We start from the raw sequence: 22,086 nt of genomic DNA on the forward strand, positions 1-22,086 counted from the left end.
ACGCAGCGCGCACGCCAAGCCATGCACCCACCGGGACCGAGAGGTCACAACCCTACCCGTGAGGGCTGCAGAAGGGATGGTCCTCTAATGAGCACGATCGCGTTCTGCCTGCTCACCTACCGGCCCGACCACCCCTCGGGCATCGAGCGAAGCATCGCCGCCCTCGTCGAGGGCGTACGCCGGCTCGGCCACACCCCCCTCATCCTGGCGGCCGGCCCCGCCTCGCCCAGCGACGTCGCCGAGCCGGGCATGGTCCGGTTGGACTCGGTCCGCCTCCCCCGTCCCGCCCTCAACGACGACGTCCTGCGGGCCCTCGCCGACCCGCAGCCGGTCATCGAGGAAGTGCGCGGCATCCTCGCCCGCCACCAGGTGGACGCGGTGTGCTGGGCGGACACCTTGTGGGGCCTGGGCTACCTGAACCCGGTGCCGGACGGCGTCCGCTCTGCCCTCATGGTTCACAAGATCCGCCGCAGCAGCGAGGACCGCTGGCAGCAAGCCCTGGCCGCCGTCGACGTGGTGTGCCCGGCCAGCGACTACCTCGCCGCGGAAGGCGCGCAGGCCGGCCTGGACACCAGCCGCTGGGTGACCGTCCCCAACGCGCTGCTCACCGACCCCGCACCCGTGCCCGCGGACCAGCGCGAAGCTTTGCGAGCCGCCGGACCCATTCGCATCGCCTCCCGCGTGGAGCCTGCCAAGGGCCTGGCCGAGCTCCTCAAGGCCATGCCCGCCGACTGGGGGCGGCCGATTGAACTCGTACTGGCTGAAGCCGACTTCGAGTTCTTCCCCGGCATGCAGCGCGACGTCATCGCCGCCTGCAAGGAACAGCAGGCCGCCCGGCCCGAGCTGATCCGCATCCTGCCCGCGCTCGGCTGGCGCGAGGTCCCGCAGTTCCTCGCCGGAGCCGCCGCAACCGTCATTTCCTCAACCGAACCCGAAACCTTCTGCCACACCGCCGCCGAAGCCCTCTCCGTCGGCACACCCGTGATCACCTTCGACTTCGGCAACGTGCCGGGCATGGTGGGTCCCGCCGGCCGCGCCGTCCCCCTCGAGCACGGCGCGGACGCCCTGTGGAAGGCCCTGCGCGCCCTGCTGACCAGCCCCGATGACTACCGGGCCGCCAGCCAGTCCGCCCCCGACCGTGTCGCCGCCTTCAACCCGGCCGCAGCCGCCCGGACGCTGCTGGCCGCACTGCAGATCTGACGCGATCAGTCTCCGCCTCGCCGCACGGGCGCGCCGTGCGGTCCCGTCGCTCCCTTCCCACGGACAAGAGGAGGGCCTTCATGTTCGGCCTGAAACCCGGTGACCGCGCCCTCGTGGTCAGCACCCATCTCGACGACGAGACCCTCGGCCTCGGCGGCACCATCGCCAAGCTGACCGAGCACGGCGTCGACGTCGATGTCCTCGCCGTCGCCTGCACCACCGCGCCCATGTACGGCGGCAGCTCCGACGCCGGCACCCGCCGCGCCGAGTTCGACGCCGCCTGCTCCGTCCTCGGCGTCCACCAGCACCACGTGGCCTGGGTCGACACCGACCGCGCCGCCCATCCCGGAACGTACCTGCCCGAGTTGGTCGCCCTTATCGAATCCGGGCCCGGCCCGTGCCTGCACACCAGTCGGCCGCACGTCCTGTTCATCCCCACCGTCGACGCCCACCACCAGGACCACCAGGCCGTCCACACCGCCGCGCTCGCCGCGGCCCGGCCCGGCGCCGCGGACATACGGTGGATTCCGCCTCTCGTCCTCGGCTACGACGGACCCGAGGACCGGTCCTGGCGCGCCGCCGACGAACCGCGGACCGTCGTGGTGGACACCAGCACCGCCTGGCCGACCAAGGAGAAGGCGCTGCTCTGCTATACCAGCCAGCTCCGCGAGGCCCCGCACCCGCGCAGTACCGCCAAGATCCGCGCGCTCGACGAAGCGGCTGGCGCCACGATCGGCACGGAGACCGCCGAGCGGTTCCTTCCCTACCGGATGGCCTTCTGATGACCGCCCGCACCGACGTACTGGTCGCCCACCAGCCCGCGTACCTTCCGTGGCCCGGTTACTTCTCCCGCCTGCTCGACGTCGACCGGCTCATCCTGCTCGACCACGTGCAGTACACCGAGCGCGGCTGGCAGAACCGCAACTTCGTCCGCAATGCCCGCGGTGAGCGGGTGCGCCTCACGGTGCCGGTCACGGGCCGGTTCGGGCAGCCGATCCGTGCGGCCCGCATCGCCGACGACCGCTGGCGCGCCCGCCACTGGCGCACCCTCACCGAGTGCTACCAGCACGCCCGTTACTGGCCGCAGTGGGAAGGGCCGCTGCGCGCGGTCTACGGCCGCTCGTGGACGCACCTGGCCGACCTGAACCAGGAGCTGATCCGGCTCCTCCTCGACGCGTTCGGGCTGCAGATCGAACTGGCTCGCTCCTCCGCCATCACCCCTGCTGGGGCGAAGACGGACATGCTCATCGACCTGTGCAAGACCTCCGGCACCCGCGTGCTGCGGGTGGGCACCGGCGCTGCCGAATACCTCGACGCCGGCCTCCTCGCGCAGGCCGGGATCGAGGTCGAGGTCGCCACCTACAGCAGCCCTCCGTACGACCAGGGACGCGGGCCCTTCACTCCCGGCCTCTCCGCCCTGGACCTGCTGCTGCACCAAGGGCCCCAGGCGCGCGCAGTCCTCACCGACAGCGCCCACCTGCGGCCGTGGGCCCCGGAGATGGCGGTGCTCGGATGACCGCCACTGACACCCGCCTCCCCACCACCGACGGCATCGACCTCGGCGAGGTCGAGGCGCTCTACCGCAAGCTCCTGGTCGCGCTCGGCCAGGACGTCGACAGCGAAGGCCTGCGCGACACCCCCGCTCGAGTCGCCCGCTTCTGGAAGGACTTCCTCCAGCACGACCCCGGCACCACCGACACCGCCTTCACGCACCAGGAATCCGGCGGCCAGTACGTCGTCGTCAGCGGCATCCGGGCCTGGAGCCTGTGCCAGCATCATCTCCTCCCGTTCCGGCTGGACGTCCACATCGGCTACGTGCCGGCCGGGCGGGTCCTGGGCCTGTCGAAACTGCCGCGGATCGTCCAGACCTACGCCCACCGGCTGCAACTCCAGGAGGCACTGACCGCGCAGGTCGCTCACGAAGTCGCCGCGCTTTCGGGCAGCGGCGACGTCGGAGTGTGGTCGGTCGGTGAGCACCTGTGCATGGCCATGCGCGGCGTCCGCGACCAGGCCGCCCGCACGACGACAGCCTGTCTGCTCGGCCGGCTCGAGAGCGACGACCGACTCGCCGACCGGCTGCGCACCGCCGCCTTCCTCCCTCTGGGGGCGCGATGAGCAGGCAAATCGCGCTGGTGAACGTCGAGGGCACCAACGGGGTCGGCAAGACCCGACTCAGCCGCCAGGCCGCAGAGCGCCTCGGCCCCCGTTGCGTCCCGCTGGTCGAACTGCCCGACGCCCCGCCCGCCGGATTGCCCGGCCAGGTGATCGCCGCACTGCACCAGGACGGCGACCTCTTCCTGCGCACCGGCCACCCGCGCACCGAGACCCTGCTCCTCATGGGACTGCAGGTCCACCGCTTCGAGAGCCTGGGCCCGGTGACACCGGGACAGGTCGTCCTGGAAGACCGAGGCCCGCACTCCGTGGCCATCTACCAGGCCGCCGTGCTCGCCGAGACGGAACAGCACTCCGACGAACAGGCCCTGACCACCGCCTGGCACATCCTGTCGACGATCGAATCCTGGCGCCCGCAACCCACCGCCACGATCTTGCTGTTCGACGACCCTCGCCGCTGCCTCCAGCGATTCGAGCAACGCATCGGCCGCACCGCCACCGCCAGCGAGCGCTCCCTGATGGCCCGGGCCGACCGGCTCTACCGTCTGCTCGCCCACACCCAGCAGGGCCAGTACTACGTCCTCGACCGCCAACAGGTCGACGAGCCGCACGCCGTCGCCTTCATCACCGATGTGTGCCAGCGCGCCGCGGCCGCCGCCACGCCGAAAGGAGCCGTCCCGTGCCCGACCGGAACGTGACCGTACTGTGGGCGCTGCGCTCATGGTGCGCCTCCCACAAGTGCCTGCCGTGCTACTTCAACTGGCCCGAGAACGCCACGCTCCAGGCCCTGCCGCGGTCCGGCGTGCTGGACCATCAGTCGCCGGACGACGTCCCCACCCAGCAACTGTTCGCCTTCGCCCGCACCCTGGGCGACTCGCCTGTCCGCCGCGTCTTCCTCGCCGGCGGCGAGCCGCTGCTGTGGGCCCCGGCCCTGAAGCTGATCGAGATCCTCAAGACCCAGAGAATCGAGGTCGTGGTGTGCACCAGCGGCCCGGCCCTGAACAAGCCGGGCATGGCCGAGCGGCTGGTCGACCTCGGCGTGGACGCGTTCTCGGTCTCGCTGGACTCCACCGACGCCGAGTACAACGACCGCTGGCGCCCGCCGCGCAAGCCCGGCTTCGGCTGGGAGGGCGTCGTCAACGGCATCCGTACCGTCCTGACGGCACGCGGTGACCGGCCGCAACCCCGAGTCGGCATCTACAGCATGATCACCAAGCTCAACCTGGACGCCATCACCACGGTGCCCCGTCTGGCCGCCGAGCTGGGCTGCGACTACTTCGTCGCCCAGCCCGTCTCGCTGCCCGCCGACCACAATCTCCACGACGAGCTCGTGCTCACCGAGACGGACATTCCGCGCCTGCGCCGGGAGTTCGGGCAGCTCTACGCCTCCGGCCTGCCCCTGACCCTGCCTTCCGTCGACTACCCCGGCCAGTTCGTCTCGGCCGTCCAAGAGTCGACCGGCCTGGTCCGCGACTGCTTCGGTGGCAACGACCTGTTCTTCGTCGAACCCGACGGCTCGGTATGGGACTGCCCCTCCGCGCTGCGCATCGCCCAGACCCCGCCCCAGCGGCGCCGCAGCATCCGGGAGACCACCGCGGCGGACGCGTTCCGCCCGGCGGGCTGCGCGGACTGCGCGCTGTTCAGCGTGGACTGCGTCAACATGTGGCCCCTCATGGGATTCGACCGTGTCGTGGACCCCGCACCCGCCGGGAGCACATCATGAACGCCGGAGTCGATCCCGCGCTGATGCAGGCCTTGGAACAGGTTCTGGCCCGCATGCCCGACCCGGCCGGGCGCCGCGAGGCCGAAGCGCTGGAGAGCGAACTGGCGTCCGTCTTCGGCGCGCGGCACGCCGTTGTCGTGGCCTCGGGCACTTCGGCGCTGCACACCGCGGTCGTGGCCTGCGGCATTGGCCCCGGCGACGAGGTCCTCATGCCTGCCACCACCGTGATCATGACCGTCGAGGCCGTCGCCGCGACGGGCGCCACGCCCGTCTTCGTCGACTGCGCCCCAGGCGGAGGCGGCATCGACCTCAAGGACCTGTCCGCCAAGAGGACCCGCGCCACACGGGCGATCCTCCCTGTCCACCTCGCCGGCCGCACCGACGGCATCCACGAACTGGCCGCGTACGCCCAGGCGACCGGACTACGCCTGATCGAGGACGCGTGCCAGGCGCAAGGCAGCCGCACCCGCGGCCGCCAGGCCGGCACGATCGGCCACATCGGCTGCTTCTCCCTCAAAGACGGAAAGATCATCTCCAGCGGAGAGGGCGGATACCTCCTCACCGACGATCCGGAACTCGCCGCGCGCGCCGCCGCCTTCCGCACCCACTGGCACACCCCGGCCCCCGAGGCTCCGGCCGGCAGCCGACTGGGGCTCGGCCTCCGGCTCGCCGAGCCGCTGGCCGCCATCGCCCGCCACCAGCTCGCCGCGTTCGATGACGCGCTCGCCCGCCGCCGACACCAATGCAGGATGCTGCACGAACTCGTCGACGACACGCCCGGCCTCGTCCCGAACCATCCCCCGGACGAGCAGGAACCCAACGGCTACAGCGCCCTGTGGCACCTCACCCTCGACCGCCCGCGGGCGTTCAGCGCGCGCCTCGCCGAACAGGGGGTGACCAACAGCGTCGGCACCTTCGGTCTGCGCACCGCCCCCGAGCATCCGGCATGCCGCGAGCTTGGCCAGAATCCGTGTCCGAACGCAGCCCGTGCGGTAGACCGGCTCCTGGCCGTGCCCTTCACCGCCCGCATGGACGAGGAAGACCTCCACCAGATCGCGGCCACGATCCGCCGGGAGGCCGCACAGTGGACATCCTGACCCGCCTGCACTGCACCTTCGTCGTGATCGACTTCGAGGCCCTGACGCCCGCGGGCCGGCCCGCCGAGCCCACCGAGGTCGCCGCGATGGCGCTCGTCGTACGGGACGGCAAGCTGGTGGAGGACGGCCGCTTCGAGTCGCTGATTCAGCCGCCGGCCGACGTGCCGGTGACCTCCCGCGACATGAGCCACGGGATCACCGAGGCGGCGCTGCGGTCCGCCCCGCCCGCAGCCGCAGTGCTCGGCGAGCTGGACGGGTTGCTGTCGACACCCCCCTACCGACTGGTGGCGCAGCACGCTTCGACTGAGGCCGGGCTCATCGCCCGACAGGGGGAGCACTGCCCCACCCTGGCCACGACGCCGCTCGTGGACACCGTGAGGATGGCCCGGAAGACCGTCCGCGGCATGTCCTCGTACGGGCTGGACGAGCTGCTGCGCTACTACGGCATCCCCAAGCCCGTGCAGCGGCACCGGGCCATGCCGGACGTGGAGGTGACCGCCGACGTCTTCCGGTTGCTGCTGGAGGAAGGAGCGGCCGCGGGCCACTGGTCGACGCTTCTGGAACTCGACGCGGCCGCCGGTCTTCAACCGCGTCCCAAACCGGCTACGGAAGCCACCGTTCAGGACACGCTGTTCGGGCCCGACGGCGGGTAGCTCAGATGCAGTTAGCCCCGACGACGTCATCGATCCGTCCGAAGAGCTCCTTGGCCTGCAGCCGGGAGTCCTCGGCGATGCTCGGTGCCTCGGCCAGTTCCTGCTCGGTGAACCAGCGGACCTCATGGACCGGCTGCCGCGACGGCGTGGTGTCGTCCACTACGGCCACGAAGACGTGGTCGACATGCCGGTGCGGCGCGCGCGTGTGGTTGTCGGCGCCGGCCCGCATCTCGCACACGTACCACGGCGCGATCACCTGCGTGTGCGGGAAACCGGCGGGCAGTGGCAGCGCCGGCCCTGGCAGCAGCAGGGCGGTCAGGCCGGTCTCCTCGTCCACCTCACGCACCGCCGCCTCGGCGGCGCTCTCGTCACTCTCCACGTGTCCGCCGGCGGGAAGCCACTCCTCCAGACGCGGATGCCACACCAGCGCGCAGCGCCACACCCCTTTCTGGCCACGGTTGAAGACGAACACGCTCGCGGTGGATTCCTTGACGACCATCAGCGCACATCCCTCGGCTCGACAGGCACTTCCCGGCCCAACGGGGCACGGCCGCCCCAGGCCCGCATCGAGCCTCCCACAGCACCCAGGGCCACCACCGCAGATTCGCGCCACATCACCCGCGCCTTCGCCGATCCGACCCCCATCCCCCGGGAGGACCCCCATGGAACCCGTCTGGAACGGGATGCTGACCTGCGACTACGAGCGCAGCCGCCCCGCGAGCACGCTGCTGGAGTGGGATCTTTACACCACATCGCTCATAGCCTGGCCGAGGGTGCTCCTGGAGGATCCGACCCCGTACGGGCGGCTGCGGCGGCCGGGCATCGTCGACATCGACGAACCCGTACACCTTCGGCTCGTCGCCGCCTTGGAGAAGTTCCTGTCCGACCCCGATCGCGTCCGGGACCTGGCCGATCGCACGGCCCTCCACCGGGAGCAGACCGCCAGCGCACTAGACCAGGCCGAACAAGCCCTGAGCGACCGGGACGTGAAGGCAGCGGACGAAGCCATCGGGCGGGGGACGGCGGCGTTCTTGAAGGTGATGTCCGCCCACATCGTCAACTGGCTGCTGCCCGAGCAGCAGTGGGAGGACCTCCTGAGCCAGGTGCTGTCCAGCCGGGCCCGCGCCCGAGACTGCACGCTCGCCCTGGCCACCCCGAACCGCACCGGCCACCTGCTGCAGGCGCACCGTCTCCTCCTGGAAGCCGCCGCCAGCATCCGTGACGGACGTCCCCTTGCCCTGGCCGCAGCCGACGTCAGCGCCCGGGCCGGAACTCTGTACGGGGCGGGCTCACCGGCAGCTGCCGCCATGCCCCTTGAGGACCCCGACCGCGCCGCCGACCTGCTGCGAACCCTGTCGTCCAGCGCAGACCCCGAATCCGAGCTGGCATCCCTCACCGGCTCCCTGGACCGTTCTGCCGCCGTACGCGAGGCATGGGAGACCGCGGCGCTGCTGGCTGCCGGCGGCCGGCCCGGCCAGCTCGCCGCGGTGCGCGCCCTGAGCACCGCCCTCGCCTGGGCCGCCGACAGCGAGGAACGGCGCAAGGAGTTGCGCCACCGCTACCTGTCGCTGGTGCGCCGCTGGTGCACGGCCAGAGAGCACGATGCCACCCGCGTCACCACACCCGACTTGCTCGCCCTGGGAGACGGCCGATGACCCCCACCCCCCTGCTCCCCCTCGACCAGGCCCACAATGCGGCGCGCGTCGGCGGGAAGGCCGCCGCCCTGGCCCGGCTGCTCCGCCAAGGTCTGCCGGTTCCCGAGGGCCTGGTGGTCCCGGTCGGTACACCGGAGAGCGCGGTGCCGATCCTTGTGGACCGCATCCTGGCCTGGGCGGAGGGGCGCGCCCCGTACGGCCTGATCGCCCGGTCCTCCGCCGTCGCCGAGGACGGCGCCGCCGTCTCGTTCGCCGGGATGTACGCCTCACGCTTCACCCCCGCCCACTCCGGCCCGCTGCACGCTGCGATTACCGAGGTCCGCTCCTCCGCACTGCAGCCGACGGCGCAGGCATATGCGCGGGCCCACGGCATCACCGCGGCTCTCGGGATGGCCGTGGTCATCCAGCCCGCGCTGCGCCCCACTGCCTCCGGCGTACTGGCAGCCGAGGTGCTCGCCGGCCGGTGCGTCCGCTGGCGGATCGAGGCCGTCCGCGGCCTGGCCGAACCACTCGTCAGCGGCACCCAGACTGGCGAGGTCCACTCCGGCCTGCGTCACACCGCCCACCCTGTCCAGCCCGCCGAGCAGCGGATCATCCTCATGCCGGGTGCCCCCGACGAGCTGCGGCTGCCACCGGGGGAGTGGACGACGATCACCGGCGTCAATCAGGACGAGACACTCGCGAAGATCAAGACGTCACAGGAAGGCGTCCTGCACCTCCATACGCCGACGCCGTGGGCGGCTGATCCCGTGCTGAGCGAGGAACGCCGCCTGGCCCTCCTGGACAGCGCCGTTGTCGCGGCAGCCGCGCTGAGCCTCGAACGTATCGACCTGGAGTGGGCCTTCACCGCCGACGGCACCCTGCACCTGGTGCAAGCACGCCCGCTCACCCGCCCCCTCCACGAAGCCCGCGCAACCGGTCGGCACTGTGAGGACGGCTGGACCGGCATCCCTGCTGTCGCGGGCACCGCAGCGGGGCCGGCTGTTCGCATCGGCGAGGGCACAGCCCTGACCGGTGCCGTGCTGATCTGCGGCGCGCTCGGTCCCGAGGCGGCCGGCGCCCTGCTGGAGCAGCCCGCCGCAGTCGTCTCCACCACGGGGGGACCGCTCTCCCATACCGCGATCATCGCCCGCGAGCTCGGCATTCCCTGCGTCACCAACGTCAAGGCCGCGACCGCGATCCCCTCGGCGCGCCTGATCGAGGTCAACGGAACTGAAGGCACCGTGCGGCCCGTCGCGGGCATTCCGGAACAACGGACCGAGCGCGCCCGCCTGGACGGAGCGGCCGTCGTGCTCCAGCGCCTGCCGGCCACCGCCGCGCACGACGGGCGTGCCGCTACCCTCCTGCTGCACTCACCGGCAGAGCATCACCCTGTGCTCCCCACCCTCACGGCGTCGGCCGAGCACGGGACGGTGGGGGTGCTGATCGTGGACGAGGACGTCGCCACTCCGGAGCTGCCGGGGTTCCAGGTGATTCGTTTGAAGTCCCTCGGACGCCTGCTGTGGCCGGTGGACGGCGGAGACGTGCCGGAGACTCTTGTGACCGTCGACCCGAACGGCCGGGTCCTCCACAGCCGAGGCCTCCATGACTGATCTCCTGGGCGACACCGCCGGTCTCATCGTGGACTGGGACGGCACGGTCGTCGACAACGGCCGGCGGCGTCTCGACGCGCTGCGCCAAGCGCTCGTGCCGTACGGACTCACGGTCGAGGAGGACTGGTACACGGTGCATGCCGGGTTGCCGGTACGCGACCTCCTGCGGGTCCTGGCTGGCGAGCGCGAGCTCCCGGTCGAAGAGGTGGTCCACGCCAGCCGGCAACGCCTGCTGAACGGGCCCCCGCCTGCAGTGATCACGGCGACCCTGGAACTGCTCGAGCAGGCCCGTGCACGCAGGATCCCCCGGGCCGTCGCGTCCAGCGCGGCCGCAGTCCTGGTGCACACCGGGATCGAGCGCCTGGGACTGAACGGGCTCCTTCCGATCGTGGTCACTGCCGAGTCCGTGGCGCGCGGCAAACCCGCTCCCGACGTCTACCTGGAAGCGGCGCGACAGCTGGGCGTGGCGCCCTCGCACTGCCTGGCGGTGGACGACGCACCCGACGGCATCGCCGCGGCCCGATCAGCGGGCATGCGGCTGCTCACCGTGAGCGGCACCACTCTGGTTCCGGTCACATGAGCCACGTGAAGGATCACTGCGCACCTGGTGCGGCTCCCTCGGCAGCCGAGGCCAATCCCGTTGGGCGCAGCGGAAGCGTGCGGATGGTCTCCCACCGGTAGGTCCTTCCCTGGCGGCGGAGCTTCACCAGGTCCACTGACGAGACATCGAGAGCTACTGGGGGAAGCGAGCGCAGTTGCGACACCACGTCGACGACCGGCGCTGCCGGGCGCTCGGCGTTGTTGTAGGCCACTCCCAGATGCGGCCGGAAGGTGCTGGTCGGCTTGCCGCCGGGCACACCGGCTTGAGCACCGAGCGCGCTGAGCGCAGCGTGGAGGCCGACGAGCGGTCTCCACGGGGTGAGGCTGAAGCGGACGGCACCGCGGCTGCCGGCAAGGGGATGAGCCAGAATGCGGAACTCACCTACGGACAAGTGCTCCGCCAGGGAGATCAGGTGCTCGAGCTGGGGATGTGACACTCCTTCCGTGGCACCGATCCGGAGCAGGGTGACGTGCAGGCCGTCGGCGGGCACCAGGTCCATGCTGAGATGCTCGAGCGCGCCCTGGCAGTGCTCCGTGCGTCGCACCAGGGCGGTGGCGTCGGCGAAGGTGAGCATCCAGTAGTAGGCCTGCTGCCGTTCCGACCATCCCGGGCGATCCCAGTGGTTCTTCATGCGGTCGACAGCTTGGAAGGCCCGCCAGTCGTGCTCGACAATCACGCGGGAGTCGTCGAGGTCGGCGGGAGGTGCGCAGGGGAAGGCCCTGGTGTCGACGGCCAGCTCGGGCGCCACGGATCTCCTAGATATGTCAGGGCGCGATCTGAGCGCGCGAGCCGACCACGATCATTCCGGCCTGCGGCTGTGACCGCCACGTCCGCAGCTCCTCGGCATAGTCCCCCACATCGGGTTCGTCATGCCACCGCTCGGCGCATTGGTAGAGCTCGTTCGCGCGTTCCCACACAGACCTGATGGGCGCGGTGGTTCCGGACCTGAGGGCTCGCCGGCCCAACGCCATGGCCTGCTCGACCTCGGGAGATGGCTGCTGCAGTAGGGCCGTTGCCGTATCGAGCCCTACCAGGGCGCGGCTCCAGTCGGAGTCGGAGTGTGCGATCAGCTCGTCGATCTGCTCCGCGTGCGTCAGGACCTCGGCTGTGTCGCCGAGCGAGAGGCGTGTGGTGATGGCGTTGGCCAAGGTGCGAGCCATGGAGTACGGCTCGAAGCTGATGCACGAAGTGAGGCCGCCGGGCAGGGCGGCTTGCCGGTCGGAGAGCTCCAGGGCCTGGCCGATCGCCTGCTCGGCGCCACGCCGATCGTCGAGTCGGGCGAGCGCGCGGGAGCGCCCGTTGACGAGCAGCCGGATCGCCTGCGGGTTGTCCGGGGCGAGAGCGATTCCGGCCAGGGCTGCGTCGTCGGCTTCCGCGTACCGCTTCTGGTAGTACAGCCCCAGAGAGCGGGTCCCGCTCGCCCACATCTCCATGGGGACGTCGCCGACCTCGCGTGCCAGGGACTCCGCCTCCGAGCAGTACGCGTTCACCAGGTCATAGGTCGCACCAGCGTTGACGGCCATGTACCCCAGAAGCCCGGCGGCTTGGGAGGCGAGGCGGAAGAGTTCCGTACGGACCCGCGGGGGCTGCTGGCCGGCCAGGACGCCGTGCAGCATTTCGCGCACGACTCGGGCTTCGCCCGCCAGCTGCTGTGGCCCCTGCGCCTCGTAGCGGTCGATGATGCCCGAGATGGACCGTCTCACCATGACCAGGACCGGGTCGTCCGCGTTGGAGCTGGTCAGCTTGTGCGTCTGGGCGACGACGGCCAGCGGGTCGTCGAAGCCGAGGCTGGCCGCCGATGCACTGGCGAGGTCAGCGCTGGCCCGCAGCGAGACCAGCGCCCCAGGTTCCACGGGCTCGAAGAGCCGCTCGGGGGCCATGTTGAACATGTGGCGGAGTACGAGATAGGCGTCCCGCCGGGGTGTGCTCTTGATCGAGCCGCGGCGGCCCATATACCGGTCGAAACTGCTGCGGGACACTTCGACGCGGGCGAGCCGGGGATCGTTCTCCTTCTCGGCGGCGCGCGCAGCGGCTTTGGCGAAGTGGATACAGAACTTCTCGTACGAATCCCACTGGTTCTCCTGCACCAGGAGCGCGAACCGCGTGGTGGTCGTGCTGGTCACCGGGCTCCCCCCTCGGGTTCGGTTCGGACGGTCGGCTGCTGCTCTTGTGTCGGAGTGAGGCCTGGGTTCCAGAGTGGCTGCCCGTTCTGGAGGTATCGGGGGATGCTCTCCCCCAAGGCAGCCAGGGCCTGCTCCGCTCGGCGCCGCTGACGGTCCCGGAGCAGGGAAAGCGCCTGGTCTTCGGGGAAGAAGGCGCACTCCGCAAGCTCCTCGTCGTGCGGTCGCAGCGTGGCGCACGTGTCCCAGGACAGTTGCCCGGCGTCGAAGACGAACGCCATGAGGTCGTCCCACGGCCCGTGGGGAGGCACCCAGTCGATGCACAGGAGTGCGTACAGCGTGACGTCGAGCCCGAGCTCCTCGCGGAGTTCCCGCCGCACGGCATCGGTGGGAGCCTCGTTGGACTCCGCCATCCCGCCAGGAAGATCCCACCCCGGCTTGTAAGTGGGTTTGACCAGGAGAAGCCGACCGTCGGGGTCGCGAAGCAGCGCGTCGGCAGTCACCCGCTTGCGAGCCTGCTTGGCGTTGCCCTCGGCCAGGTAGGCATCCCACGCCGGCGTTCCGGGAGGAGGGGGTTTCGTCATGGATACCTGCCCATTCCCGGACGGGCGTCGAAGCTGGCCAGCAGGGCCGAACGGCGACGGTTGACCTGTACCAACTGCTCCAGCACGTCCCGCACCTGCGGGACGTCTCGGAAGGGAGTGAGAGTTCGACTAAGGGCGTGCAGATGTTCGGTGACCCGTGACGAGCCGAGCGGCTCACAAGCGGCCACAAGCTGCACCCCGGTGGCACAGGCCGCTTCGAGGTCCCCACTTTGGACGAGAAGCTCGGCGAGCGCGGACTGGCTGAATGCCCGACTGCGGGCACGGTTCTCTCCACGCAACGCCACGGCGCGCTCGGCTTCGATGGTCGCCACACTGAGCATGCCCAGGTCGCGGAGGGCGAGCGCTGACTCGCTGGCGAGTGCAGCCTGATCGAAGGGGGCAATCCAATGCGGGGGCGGCACAGCGGAGGCGTCTTCCAGAATTGCGCGCGCTGTTTCCAGAGCGCGTTGGGCGGCCACATCGTCTCCGATCCTGGCGTGAGCGCGACCCTCCATGGCGTGAAGGCGGGCGGTGAGCACCGGGATAGGCTCGGTGGTCGCCATGCGTTCATGTCCGCGGCGGGCTAGGGCCAGTGCCTGCCCGGCGTCGCCGAGTTGCAGGGCCAAGTGGCTCGTGCTCGCCAGGACGTTCGCTCCCACAGATGTTTCAGGAGTCGCGTGCGCGAGACCGAAGGCGACCCTGAAGTGTTCGGAGGCCTCCGTGTCGCGTCCCAGGTCATGGGCCATCCAGCCCGCCATTTCCGTGAGGACTGCTGCGGCCAGAAACACGTCAGCTTCGGGGGACTGCCCCTTGGGCCCGAACAGATCAACCGCGATGGAGGTCTGAAGATACTGCTGGAGAGACGAATAGACATGTCCAGCGCCGAGTTGACGATCAGCGTGCCTGAACGACTCCAGTGCCCCCAGGTAGGGCAACGGGCCGGCGCTCTCGGGCGGTGCAGCTCCGGGCAGCGTGAGCAGGGGCGCGAAGTCAGGGGTGGGTGTTCCTGGCCCGGCCTCGGCTGTCGCGGCATCGGTGGTGCTGGGAGGCTCACCGGTTGGTGGTCCGAACAGCGCCACTGCCGGCTCCCCGAGCAGATGCTCCAGCACACGGCAGGTGGGAGGCCAGGGCATCCTCTTGAGGTCCCCGGCCAACCACCGGTCGAAACTACGAGACGAGACCGTGACCGCCGCCAGCCGCGGGTCGCCGTCGATACGGGCGACGTCGCGGGCGGCACGCTGGAAGTGGATGCTGAACGTGGCGAACACCGTCCAGTGGTTTCCCTCCACCAACTGCCGGAACCGGGTCGCGCGCCGCATCGCCTTCTCCCTGGCTCAGTTCGAGTCGCCGAAGGTGAGAAGGGGAACGTCATACAGATCGGGGCTCTGCGGCCGGGTCACCGTAGGGGCGGTCCACTCCTCGATGACGAGCTCGCTGATGAACTGCACGGTGCCGCCCAGGAGGTGACTCGTTCGTCCATCGGCAGAGGCCCCTTTCAGGCCGGCGGTCACGTGGATGTGAGGTGCGACCTTGCTGTTCACGGTGTCCCACGCGAGCGTGCCGGCTCCGAGCACTTCGAGGGTCTCGACCTTGATCTCGTCCCACAGAGGGCGCTCCGGGTGCTCGAGTGGGCCGCACGAGCCCACCAGCCGGACACTGCTGAAGCCGCCGATGAACGTCGGGATGTGGCCAGCCCGGATCCCGGTGTCGCGGCAGAAGGCGTCCAGCGCAGGGAAGAAGTCTTCGCCATCATCGAGAGCGACGACGAACCGCCGCCCGGTGGTGACTTCAGTGGCACGCATGTGGCTCCTCGATCTCAGAATTCGATCTTGTGGGGGAAATCAGCGTCGGCGGAGTTCGAAGGCGTCCCTGATCTCCGGCAGCTCTGCTCCGGAGCGCAGAAGGGCCAGCAGGAGGAGCCGGGCTTTGCGCGGCTCCAGGCCGCCGCCGCTGATGAGGCCTCGCTTGAGCAGGTCTGTCTCGGAGCCGGGGCCGAAATCGTAGGTGTTGCTCAGGACGCTGCCCGCGCCGGTGCGGGCAGCAAGGATGACCGGCATACGGGTTGCCAGCTCACCCAGCGGTTCAGCCCATGTCTTGGGGGCGTGCCCCGCTCCGAAGGCTGCGATGACCAGGCCGTCCGCGAGGCCAGCAGAGGCCTCCAGAAGGGCCACGGAGGCGCCCAGGGTCGCCTGGATTACCTCCACGGACGCCGGACGGACCTGCGGCAGTGCCACCGGCGCCTGCCGCGGCACGGCGAAGTGAAAGCGGGGCTGGCCTTCCACCACGTACCCGACGGGACCGGCGCCGGGCGAAGCGAAGGCCGACGTGCTGGTGCTGTGGACCTTCTGCACATGGCGGGCGGCGTGCAGTTCGTCGGCGAAGGCGACGAGTACGCCGAGGCCGCGCGCGGAAGGGCTGGCCGCGGTGTGCACAGCGGCCACAAGATTGCCCGGGCCGTCAGCGCCGGCCATCTCCGCGGTGCGCATGGCGCCTGTGATCACGACCGGGGCTTCCCCGGTGTACAGGAGGTCGAGGAGGAAGGCGGTCTCCTCCAGGGTGTCGGTGCCCTGGGTGATGACGAAGCCAGCCGTGCCGGATTGCGCCCGCTGATTCAGCAGTTCGGCTATGGCGACGATGTCGTCGATCTCCAGCCAGGCGCCGGGGATCTGCCGGAAGTCCTGCAGCTCCAGCGTCGCAGCATCTGCCAGCTCCGGCACGGAGGCAACGAGATCGGCAGCCGCCAGACGGGGGGTCGCCCCGCTTCCGCCGCTCGGCGCCGACATGGCGATCGTGCCGCCGAGTGAAAGCACCAGGACAGTGGGGCGCTGGGACCGCGGGGTGGAGATCACGACGGCTGCCTTTCGGAGAAGTGGATCACGCAGTACGGGTCAGCGTCGGGCTCTCACCGGTCCGGGGCAAGGGCGCCGAGGAACTGGAAGACGTCGTCGAGCGCGCTCACGCTGAGGTGCCGACTGCGTGGACGCACGATGCTCGCTGTGCCGCACTCGCTCAACTCGCGGCACCGGCGAATCAGCCACGGCCACGGGATATCCAGAAAGCCGGCCAGTGTCCGCAACCGAGCTTCCGGGTCAGGGCCCGTCGCCACGCTGTGTGCGCGCGCCTCCCTGAAGGCCTCGTGATACGCCCGCAGCGCGGGACGATGGGTGACGGTATCGGCAGCCCAGATCGCCTCGGTCCGGACCCAATTGGCGACGGCCGCGCGCTGACTGGGGACCAACGCGAAGCCGTCGACCTCGGAGTACTCCGGGTCAGCGAGAACGTCGACCTTGATTCCGTGCAGTTCCATCAGCGCGATGGCCAGAAGCAGCAGGATGCGTTCGTACCGGCTGCTGCGGGTTACCTCGGCCTCCGGAACGCAGAAGACCCGGACCATGGGCGTCGCAGCGTCGGTGTACTGGGCCGCCAGAGTCTTGAGGTAGTCGGCTTTGTGACGGAACCACAGCCACGGGGCGGCCTGCTCACCGGTCTGTTCCCGAGTCCAGAAGACAGGGGATGTTGTCACCCCATCGAGTCGCCGCACGATGTGCCGGGCACAGAACGCAGATCCGAGCCACTGTGCTCCGGCCGTCGTGAGATCGGGCAGCGCCACCCGGCTCGGCGCGGAACGCGGCAGCGAGAGGTAGGTGTCCAGCGCCTCCTGTTCCTCGGCGAGGGCGAGGTCGTCCGCCAGGAGCCCGTCATCGAGCTGAACCAGGGACCACAGCAGTCCGTACGTCAGATCGTCCAGCAGGTGCGCGGCCGGCAGGGCAAGCACTTCGGCGTCGGAAGACACCGTCAGCGCGCGGCGGGCGTTCGCCGCGTCGATCACGTAGAGCTGGGTGTCGTCGCCCTGCTCAGCGACGCCTACGAGCATCCCGCGGCGGGCCGGTCGTAAGAACTGATGCAGCGCTGGGTCGGAGGCTTCGATATAGGCGGAGCTGTCCCGGACTGTGGCAGCCCGAATGCCGATCGCAGCGGTTGTGCCGTCGAGCACCTGCCGACCAGCGAGTTCCCACGAGTCGGCGACTTCATCGGAACTGGACAGGAACACCCTGCTGGTGGGCCAGCGCTCGGTGATCGTGGCGGCGGCGCGTATGTCTCCCCGGCTGTGCGGCAACGAACGCACCTGCATGACGGATGGCGCGGGACTGAACAAGTCGGAGCAGGGGACTCCGAACAGGCGCTCCAGAATCAAGGCCGCATCTGGCCAGGGCTGCCCGAACCAGTAGCCCTTCGCCCACCGGTCAAAGGTGGAACGTGAGACCGAGACGGTCGCCAGGCGCGGCGAGTCGGTCTCGTTGGCCAGCTCCCGTGCGGTCCGCTCGAAGTGGGTGCAGAAGACCACCCATCGGTCCCATCGGCGTTCTTCGAGGAGAACGCGGAACAACGTGGGGCGGGCGGACATCTCGGACCTTCCTGGGGCGAAGGCGGGGGAGCGTGCATCCGGGCTACGTGAGCTGGGTCACCACGCAACTATGCTCGCTACTCTGTGGCGTTGGCAAGCCTCACTCTGCAACCTGCATAGTTCGGGCTGCAGTCTGTTCGCCTCGTGGGTGCCGTGGCACACTTCAGCGAACGACAGCTGCCGGCCGAAGGGGAGAGGAACCGGCGTGAGCGAACCGAAGTCCGCCCCGACCGTGCTGGCCATCGTCTTGGGCCGGCGCCTGGCCGCCCTGCGCGAGGCGGCCGGCTTCACCGCTGCACAGGCCGCCAAGCCCCTGCGGATCGCGCCGACGACGGTCACCAGGATGGAGAAGGCCGAGACTTCTCTGAAGTACGCCACCGTCAAGACGCTTCTCGAGATCTACGGCGTCCCCCAGGCCGAGATCCAGGAATTTCTCGTCCTCCTTGACCAGGCGAGTACGCCCGGCTGGTGGCAGAGTTTCCGCGACGTACTCCCGGGCTGGTTCGGGGTGCACGTATCGCTGGAGGGGGCTGCGACCAGCCTCCGCGGCTACGAGCCTGGCGTCCTCCCTGGTCTGCTGCAGACACCCGGATACGCCCGCGCCGTCATGGAGCGAGGACTCCCTCGCATGGCGCCTGATGTTCTTGAACGAAGCGTCGACCTGCGCATCAAGCGCCAGGAGATCCTCACGCGCGAGAAGCCGGCCCCACCCCAGCTGTGGGTTGTAACGGACGAGACGAGCCTACGGCGCCCCGTCGGCGATGCGGCCGTCATGCGCGAGCAGATCGAGCACCTCTTGGAAGTGACCGACCTCCCGAACGTCACACTGCAGGTGTGCCCCTTCGCAGCAGGGCTCCACCCAGGCGCCTTCGGGCCATTCACCATCTTCCGATTCGAAATCCCCGAACTTCCCGACATCGTCTGCACCGACAGCCTGAGCCGCGCCGGATACAGCGAGGACAAGGAAGAAGTCGCCCTGTTCCGTGAAGCGCTGGGCGAGATGAGTGTGTACGCATTCTCAAAGCAAGAAACCAAGAAATTCCTTGGTGATATTCGCAAGGAGCTGTACCTATGAGTCACGTCCTGCGCGCCGCCACAGAGCTTGGAGCGGCAGAGTGGGTGAAGCCTTGGAGTGGTAGCAACGCCGGAAACTGCGTGGAGGCGAAGCCTCTCGACGATGGCCGCGTGGCGCTGCGCCAGTCGACCGACCCTGACGGCCCCGCGCTGATCTACACGCGGGGAGAAATCGCGGCCTTCATTATCGGGGCAAAGTCCGGGGATGCGGATTTCCTCCTCTCCTAAGCCCCACGTAGCTCGCAATACCGCGCCAAAAATCCGACACGAAGGGCAAACAGAATAGCGATGACGTTAAAGCCCATCGATACCAGCCGCCCCCACCCGGCCCGCATGTACGACTACTACCTCGGCGGCAAGGACAGTTACCCGGTCGACGAGGAGGCTGCCGAGAGAGTCATATCGTTCCTGCCGGCCATCAGGGTCGCTGCCCTCACCAACAGGGGCTTCATGAATCGGGCTGCCCGGCTCCTGGCTGACCGCGGCGTGCATCAGTTCCTCGACATCGGAACCGGCATCCCGACCGAACCCAACCTTCACCAGGTCGTCCAAGCGGTCAACCCGCAATCACGTGTGGTCTACGTCGACAACGACCCCGTCGTTCTGCGCCATGCGGAGGCGCTCCTGCGGAGTACGCCCGAGGGGGCGACGAAGTACATCGAGGCGGACGTCCGCGAGCCCGGGAAGATCATCGAAGGCGCCCAGGAGATCCTCGACTTCGAGGAGCCTGTCGCCCTCTCGCTCGTAGCCCTCCTGCACTTCGTCTCCGACGAGTACGGGCCCTACGATCTTGTCAACGAGCTCTTGGCCCCGCTCCCCTCAGGTAGCTTCCTCATGCTCTCGCACGTGACGGGAGACTTCGACCCTGCCGGGTGGGACAAGGCCGTCGAGATCTACCGGAAGAGCGGCATACCCGCGCAGGTGCGGTCGCGAGACGAATTCGCCCGTTTCTTCACGGGACTTGACCTGATTGATCCGGGCGTTCAGGTCGTCACCAACTGGCATCCGGAGCCTGATCAGGAGTTCGCCGACGAACAGGTGCCTCTCTACGTCGGCGTCGCGCAGAAGCCGTAGACGCCTGGCGGCATGGCTGGGCCGAGAGCCTGTCCAGCATCAGTCCGGACAGAGCACGGTGATGATGTGCGGAGAGGCCCTATGGAAAACAGCAGGGGGTATGTCTGATGGGCGACCGAGGTCTGGAGGACTCGCGTGCCAGCATGCTGGTCGCCGTCGACGAGCGAGACCTTCGCTTCGTTCCCCGCGCCCAGGGTTCGTTTTCCGTGTACTGGCGGGACGTTCACGCACGTGCGGTCCAAGCCCTGTCGGCGGGGGAGCCGGTCTTGCTGGCCCCGCTTGTCGACTTCGCCTACGTCAAGGGGTGCGAGGAAGCCGGACTGAATCCCCGTTCGGAGAAGGGTTTCCGCGCCTACGCGAGCCGATGGGTCCCGAGGAACGAGCTGTGGTCCTTCGCGGGAGAGACGGCTGACGAGATGCTCCTGCAGATGAAGCGGGAACAGCAGGCATGGGCCACGGCTGTTCGCTGCAGGAGCGTGTTCGACGCGGTGAACGCGCAGCACCCCGGTGCGGAGGCCTGGGCGAGAAGCTACGCGGCGGGCGTTCTGACGGCGCTGACCGAGGAGGCGGTGCGGCGTGCCGAGTCGCGCGGCGGTGCCGGCGGCCGGATCGCCTTGGTCGCCAAGGCCGGAGACCTGGAGCTCGGTAGTTACGCGATGCCGGTCGGCGTCATCGGCGGGGAGATCCGTGTACCGGATCGGGACCGGGAGCGATTCGTCGCGCTGCTGGGTGCCTCGCTCGTCGCCGCGTCGAGCGGCGTTCTGACGCTGGTGACCGGTGACGACGGCCCGGTGCACGTATGGACCGTAGGGAGGCAGGGGTTGGTGCCGAGCGAGCACGGCGAACTCATCCTCGAGCCGAATGACGCGCGCGGCCGGTCGGCGACGTACGTGCCTGGGTTTCCGCTGCCGTCGCCCGCGTAGCTGAGCGTCCCGGTCGCGAGCGCCGCAGTCAGAGGGCGCTGTAGGGGATCGAGGCCGCCACGAATCGGTCTCGTTCGGCCGCAGCCATCAGTTGACGCTGAAGTTCCTGTTCGCCGCCGCGGAGCGGCAGCCCGAGGTCATCGGACACGTACAAGACGACGTATCCCACCTTGTTCGCGAGGTAGTTCCAGCGCGGTGGCACGTCGCCCGCCAGTGTGAGCAGGGGTTCGTCTTCGTTCGGCATGTGGACTTCGATGGTTCGGGCGTCCTGGTGCAGGGTCATCCGCCAGCCGTGCGCTTCGCGGATGCGCATGGGGTGCCCGGCCTTGACCAGGGGGAGGCCGGCGGCGAGGAGTACGGCCAGCAGCTTGGGCATCAGCGGGCCGTTCGGGCCGAGGCGTACTTCCTCATGCGAATCCTGAAGGGCGTACCAGGCCAGCTTGTCCTGCGACATACCGGCAGACCATGCCCTGGTCTTCGCTTCGGTGGTGCTCATGCAGCTGCCTCATCTCGTGCGTGGTCAGGTGGCCCCGGCGGGTTAACGATCGGCTGTCCCCCTGGCTACGGGAGCGGCGGCCCGGCGGGCCGGGTCACGAACGTCGACGGAGGACTACGACACGCAGACCGACACACCGAGCGCACCAATGATCATGTACGGGCCGAAGGCGATGCGACCGCGGGTGCGTCCCTGGAGCAGGTTCACTGTGGCGCCGAGGGCGAACATCGCGAAGGTGCCGACGAGCACGGTGGCCCAGTTGTGCCAGCCGAGCAAGGCCCCGAGGGTGGGGGCGAGCTTCACATCGCCGAGTCCGATGCCGCCGAAGGTCATGAGGGCGAACGCGGAGCCGAGCGCGGCGGCGGCTGCAAGACAACGGGCGAAGCTGCCGGGTTCTCCGGCCGCTGCTGCGGCTGCCAGCAGGGTGATCGTCCCGGCGAAGGCGGGAGCGGTGAGGATGTTGGGGAGGCGGTGCACTTTGGCGTCGATCAGGATGAGCGCGGTGCCGCAGGCGGCGACCCAGTAATGCGCGGCGGCCAGCCAGCCCGTCAGGCCGGTGGCGGCGACGAGGGCGAAGGCGAGCGCGGTCATGGCCTCGGGGAGGCCGCGGGCCGGGTACCAAGGCGTGCGGCATGACGCACAGCGGCCTCGGGGCGGTGCGAGGAGCCGGATGGCCGTTGGGGCTGGTGCGTCACACGAGGGGCAGGCGTGCCGGAGCGGTGCGCCGGCGGGAACGGTCCTGGTGAACAGCAGCGGGCGGGTGGCGGTGCCGGCCAA

25 protein-coding genes are annotated in these 22,086 nt (G+C 69.6%); 15 read left to right on the top strand and 10 right to left on the bottom strand.

Annotated features, from left to right (window positions below; genetic code table 11):
• Positions 1-87 precede the first annotated feature (87 nt).
• The 8 genes from ABZY20_RS29915 (at position 88) to ABZY20_RS29950 (ending at position 6,785) form a co-directional block, all read left to right on the top strand.
• Entirely contained in the window at positions 88-1,200 is a 1,113-nt protein-coding gene (locus ABZY20_RS29915; protein ID WP_356445477.1) for a glycosyltransferase family 4 protein, read from the top strand.
• 80 nt (positions 1,201-1,280) lie between these two features.
• Complete coding sequence (locus ABZY20_RS29920) at positions 1,281-1,982, top strand: PIG-L deacetylase family protein (RefSeq protein WP_007490674.1); 702 nt, start codon at positions 1,281-1,283, stop codon at positions 1,980-1,982.
• On the top strand, positions 1,982-2,716 hold the full coding sequence (locus ABZY20_RS29925; RefSeq protein WP_356445479.1) for a WbqC family protein: 735 nt from the start codon (positions 1,982-1,984) through the stop codon (positions 2,714-2,716). Before ABZY20_RS29920 ends, ABZY20_RS29925 begins: the two co-directional genes overlap by 1 nt.
• Positions 2,713-3,315, top strand: a complete 603-nt coding sequence (gene folE, locus ABZY20_RS29930; RefSeq protein WP_356445481.1) for a GTP cyclohydrolase I — start codon at positions 2,713-2,715, stop codon at positions 3,313-3,315. The genes ABZY20_RS29925 and folE overlap by 4 nt, the downstream gene beginning before the upstream one ends.
• Positions 3,312-4,010 carry a thymidylate kinase gene (locus ABZY20_RS29935; RefSeq protein WP_157846345.1) on the top strand — a complete coding sequence of 233 codons (699 nt, stop codon included), beginning with the start codon at positions 3,312-3,314 and terminating at the stop codon, positions 4,008-4,010. The genes folE and ABZY20_RS29935 overlap by 4 nt, the downstream gene beginning before the upstream one ends.
• Complete coding sequence (locus tag ABZY20_RS29940) at positions 3,992-5,035, top strand: radical SAM protein (RefSeq protein WP_356445483.1); 1,044 nt, start codon at positions 3,992-3,994, stop codon at positions 5,033-5,035. Before ABZY20_RS29935 ends, ABZY20_RS29940 begins: the two co-directional genes overlap by 19 nt.
• Positions 5,032-6,132, top strand: a complete 1,101-nt coding sequence (locus tag ABZY20_RS29945; protein ID WP_356445485.1) for an aminotransferase class I/II-fold pyridoxal phosphate-dependent enzyme — start codon at positions 5,032-5,034, stop codon at positions 6,130-6,132. The genes ABZY20_RS29940 and ABZY20_RS29945 overlap by 4 nt, the downstream gene beginning before the upstream one ends.
• Positions 6,120-6,785 (top strand): 3'-5' exonuclease, encoded by a 666-nt coding sequence (locus ABZY20_RS29950; RefSeq protein ID WP_356445487.1) that lies wholly within the window; start codon positions 6,120-6,122, stop codon positions 6,783-6,785. The genes ABZY20_RS29945 and ABZY20_RS29950 overlap by 13 nt, the downstream gene beginning before the upstream one ends.
• 1 nt (position 6,786) lies before the next feature.
• Here the strand turns inward: ABZY20_RS29950 and ABZY20_RS29955 are convergent, their stop codons facing one another.
• The gene (locus ABZY20_RS29955) at positions 6,787-7,284 is read right to left on the bottom strand and encodes an NUDIX domain-containing protein (RefSeq protein WP_356445489.1); all 498 of its coding nucleotides are present in this window, start codon (positions 7,282-7,284) and stop codon (positions 6,787-6,789) included.
• A gap of 163 nt (positions 7,285-7,447) precedes the next feature.
• Between ABZY20_RS29955 and ABZY20_RS29960 the strand changes: the two genes are divergently transcribed.
• The 3 genes from ABZY20_RS29960 to ABZY20_RS29970 are packed head-to-tail and all read left to right on the top strand — an operon-like array spanning position 7,448 to position 10,612.
• The gene (locus ABZY20_RS29960) at positions 7,448-8,440 is read left to right on the top strand and encodes a hypothetical protein (RefSeq protein WP_030587949.1); all 993 of its coding nucleotides are present in this window, start codon (positions 7,448-7,450) and stop codon (positions 8,438-8,440) included.
• Entirely contained in the window at positions 8,437-10,032 is a 1,596-nt protein-coding gene (locus ABZY20_RS29965) for a PEP/pyruvate-binding domain-containing protein (protein WP_356445491.1), read from the top strand. Before ABZY20_RS29960 ends, ABZY20_RS29965 begins: the two co-directional genes overlap by 4 nt.
• On the top strand, positions 10,025-10,612 hold the full coding sequence (locus tag ABZY20_RS29970; RefSeq protein WP_356445493.1) for an HAD family phosphatase: 588 nt from the start codon (positions 10,025-10,027) through the stop codon (positions 10,610-10,612). The genes ABZY20_RS29965 and ABZY20_RS29970 overlap by 8 nt, the downstream gene beginning before the upstream one ends.
• Before the next feature lie 13 nt (positions 10,613-10,625).
• On the opposite strand, the gene ABZY20_RS29975 is transcribed toward ABZY20_RS29970, so the two are convergent.
• The 7 genes from ABZY20_RS29975 to ABZY20_RS30005 are packed head-to-tail and all read right to left on the bottom strand — an operon-like array spanning position 10,626 to position 17,742.
• The gene (locus tag ABZY20_RS29975) at positions 10,626-11,381 is read right to left on the bottom strand and encodes a 2'-5' RNA ligase family protein (RefSeq protein WP_356445495.1); all 756 of its coding nucleotides are present in this window, start codon (positions 11,379-11,381) and stop codon (positions 10,626-10,628) included.
• Positions 11,382-11,397: 16 nt separating this feature from the next.
• Positions 11,398-12,756 carry a hypothetical protein gene (locus ABZY20_RS29980; RefSeq protein WP_030587960.1) on the bottom strand — a complete coding sequence of 453 codons (1,359 nt, stop codon included), beginning with the start codon at positions 12,754-12,756 and terminating at the stop codon, positions 11,398-11,400.
• Positions 12,753-13,337, bottom strand: coding sequence for an NUDIX hydrolase (locus ABZY20_RS29985; RefSeq protein ID WP_356445497.1), 585 nt, complete (start codon positions 13,335-13,337; stop codon positions 12,753-12,755). Before ABZY20_RS29985 ends, ABZY20_RS29980 begins: the two co-directional genes overlap by 4 nt.
• A complete protein-coding gene (locus tag ABZY20_RS29990) occupies positions 13,334-14,656 on the bottom strand; it encodes a hypothetical protein (RefSeq protein ID WP_356445499.1) in 1,323 nt (440 codons plus the stop codon). The genes ABZY20_RS29985 and ABZY20_RS29990 overlap by 4 nt, the downstream gene beginning before the upstream one ends.
• Positions 14,657-14,671: 15 nt before the next feature.
• Positions 14,672-15,139: a PPC domain-containing DNA-binding protein gene (locus ABZY20_RS29995; protein ID WP_030587970.1), complete on the bottom strand. Its 468-nt coding sequence runs from the start codon at positions 15,137-15,139 to the stop codon at positions 14,672-14,674.
• Positions 15,140-15,178: 39 nt separating this feature from the next.
• The gene (locus ABZY20_RS30000; protein WP_356445501.1) at positions 15,179-16,186 is read right to left on the bottom strand and encodes an asparaginase; all 1,008 of its coding nucleotides are present in this window, start codon (positions 16,184-16,186) and stop codon (positions 15,179-15,181) included.
• A gap of 53 nt (positions 16,187-16,239) precedes the next feature.
• The gene (locus ABZY20_RS30005; protein WP_356445502.1) at positions 16,240-17,742 is read right to left on the bottom strand and encodes a transcriptional regulator, XRE family protein; all 1,503 of its coding nucleotides are present in this window, start codon (positions 17,740-17,742) and stop codon (positions 16,240-16,242) included.
• A gap of 205 nt (positions 17,743-17,947) precedes the next feature.
• Between ABZY20_RS30005 and ABZY20_RS30010 the strand changes: the two genes are divergently transcribed.
• The 4 genes from ABZY20_RS30010 (at position 17,948) to ABZY20_RS30025 (ending at position 20,813) form a co-directional block, all read left to right on the top strand.
• Positions 17,948-18,817 carry a helix-turn-helix transcriptional regulator gene (locus tag ABZY20_RS30010; protein WP_356445504.1) on the top strand — a complete coding sequence of 290 codons (870 nt, stop codon included), beginning with the start codon at positions 17,948-17,950 and terminating at the stop codon, positions 18,815-18,817.
• Complete coding sequence (locus ABZY20_RS30015; protein ID WP_030587981.1) at positions 18,814-19,044, top strand: DUF397 domain-containing protein; 231 nt, start codon at positions 18,814-18,816, stop codon at positions 19,042-19,044. Before ABZY20_RS30010 ends, ABZY20_RS30015 begins: the two co-directional genes overlap by 4 nt.
• 60 nt (positions 19,045-19,104) lie before the next feature.
• A complete protein-coding gene (locus ABZY20_RS30020) occupies positions 19,105-19,890 on the top strand; it encodes an SAM-dependent methyltransferase (RefSeq protein ID WP_356445506.1) in 786 nt (261 codons plus the stop codon).
• 143 nt (positions 19,891-20,033) lie between these two features.
• Positions 20,034-20,813 (top strand): hypothetical protein, encoded by a 780-nt coding sequence (locus tag ABZY20_RS30025; RefSeq protein WP_356445507.1) that lies wholly within the window; start codon positions 20,034-20,036, stop codon positions 20,811-20,813.
• Positions 20,814-20,841: 28 nt separating this feature from the next.
• Here the strand turns inward: ABZY20_RS30025 and ABZY20_RS30030 are convergent, their stop codons facing one another.
• Both ABZY20_RS30030 and ABZY20_RS30035 read right to left on the bottom strand, forming a co-directional pair.
• Positions 20,842-21,309 carry a hypothetical protein gene (locus tag ABZY20_RS30030; protein ID WP_356445509.1) on the bottom strand — a complete coding sequence of 156 codons (468 nt, stop codon included), beginning with the start codon at positions 21,307-21,309 and terminating at the stop codon, positions 20,842-20,844.
• Positions 21,310-21,423: 114 nt separating this feature from the next.
• Entirely contained in the window at positions 21,424-21,900 is a 477-nt protein-coding gene (locus tag ABZY20_RS30035) for a prepilin peptidase (RefSeq protein WP_033894604.1), read from the bottom strand.
• Positions 21,901-22,086: the final 186 nt, after the last annotated feature.

It is taken from the genome of Streptomyces sp. NPDC006624 (genome assembly GCF_040611555.1).
Classification (GTDB): domain Bacteria; phylum Actinomycetota; class Actinomycetes; order Streptomycetales; family Streptomycetaceae; genus Streptomyces.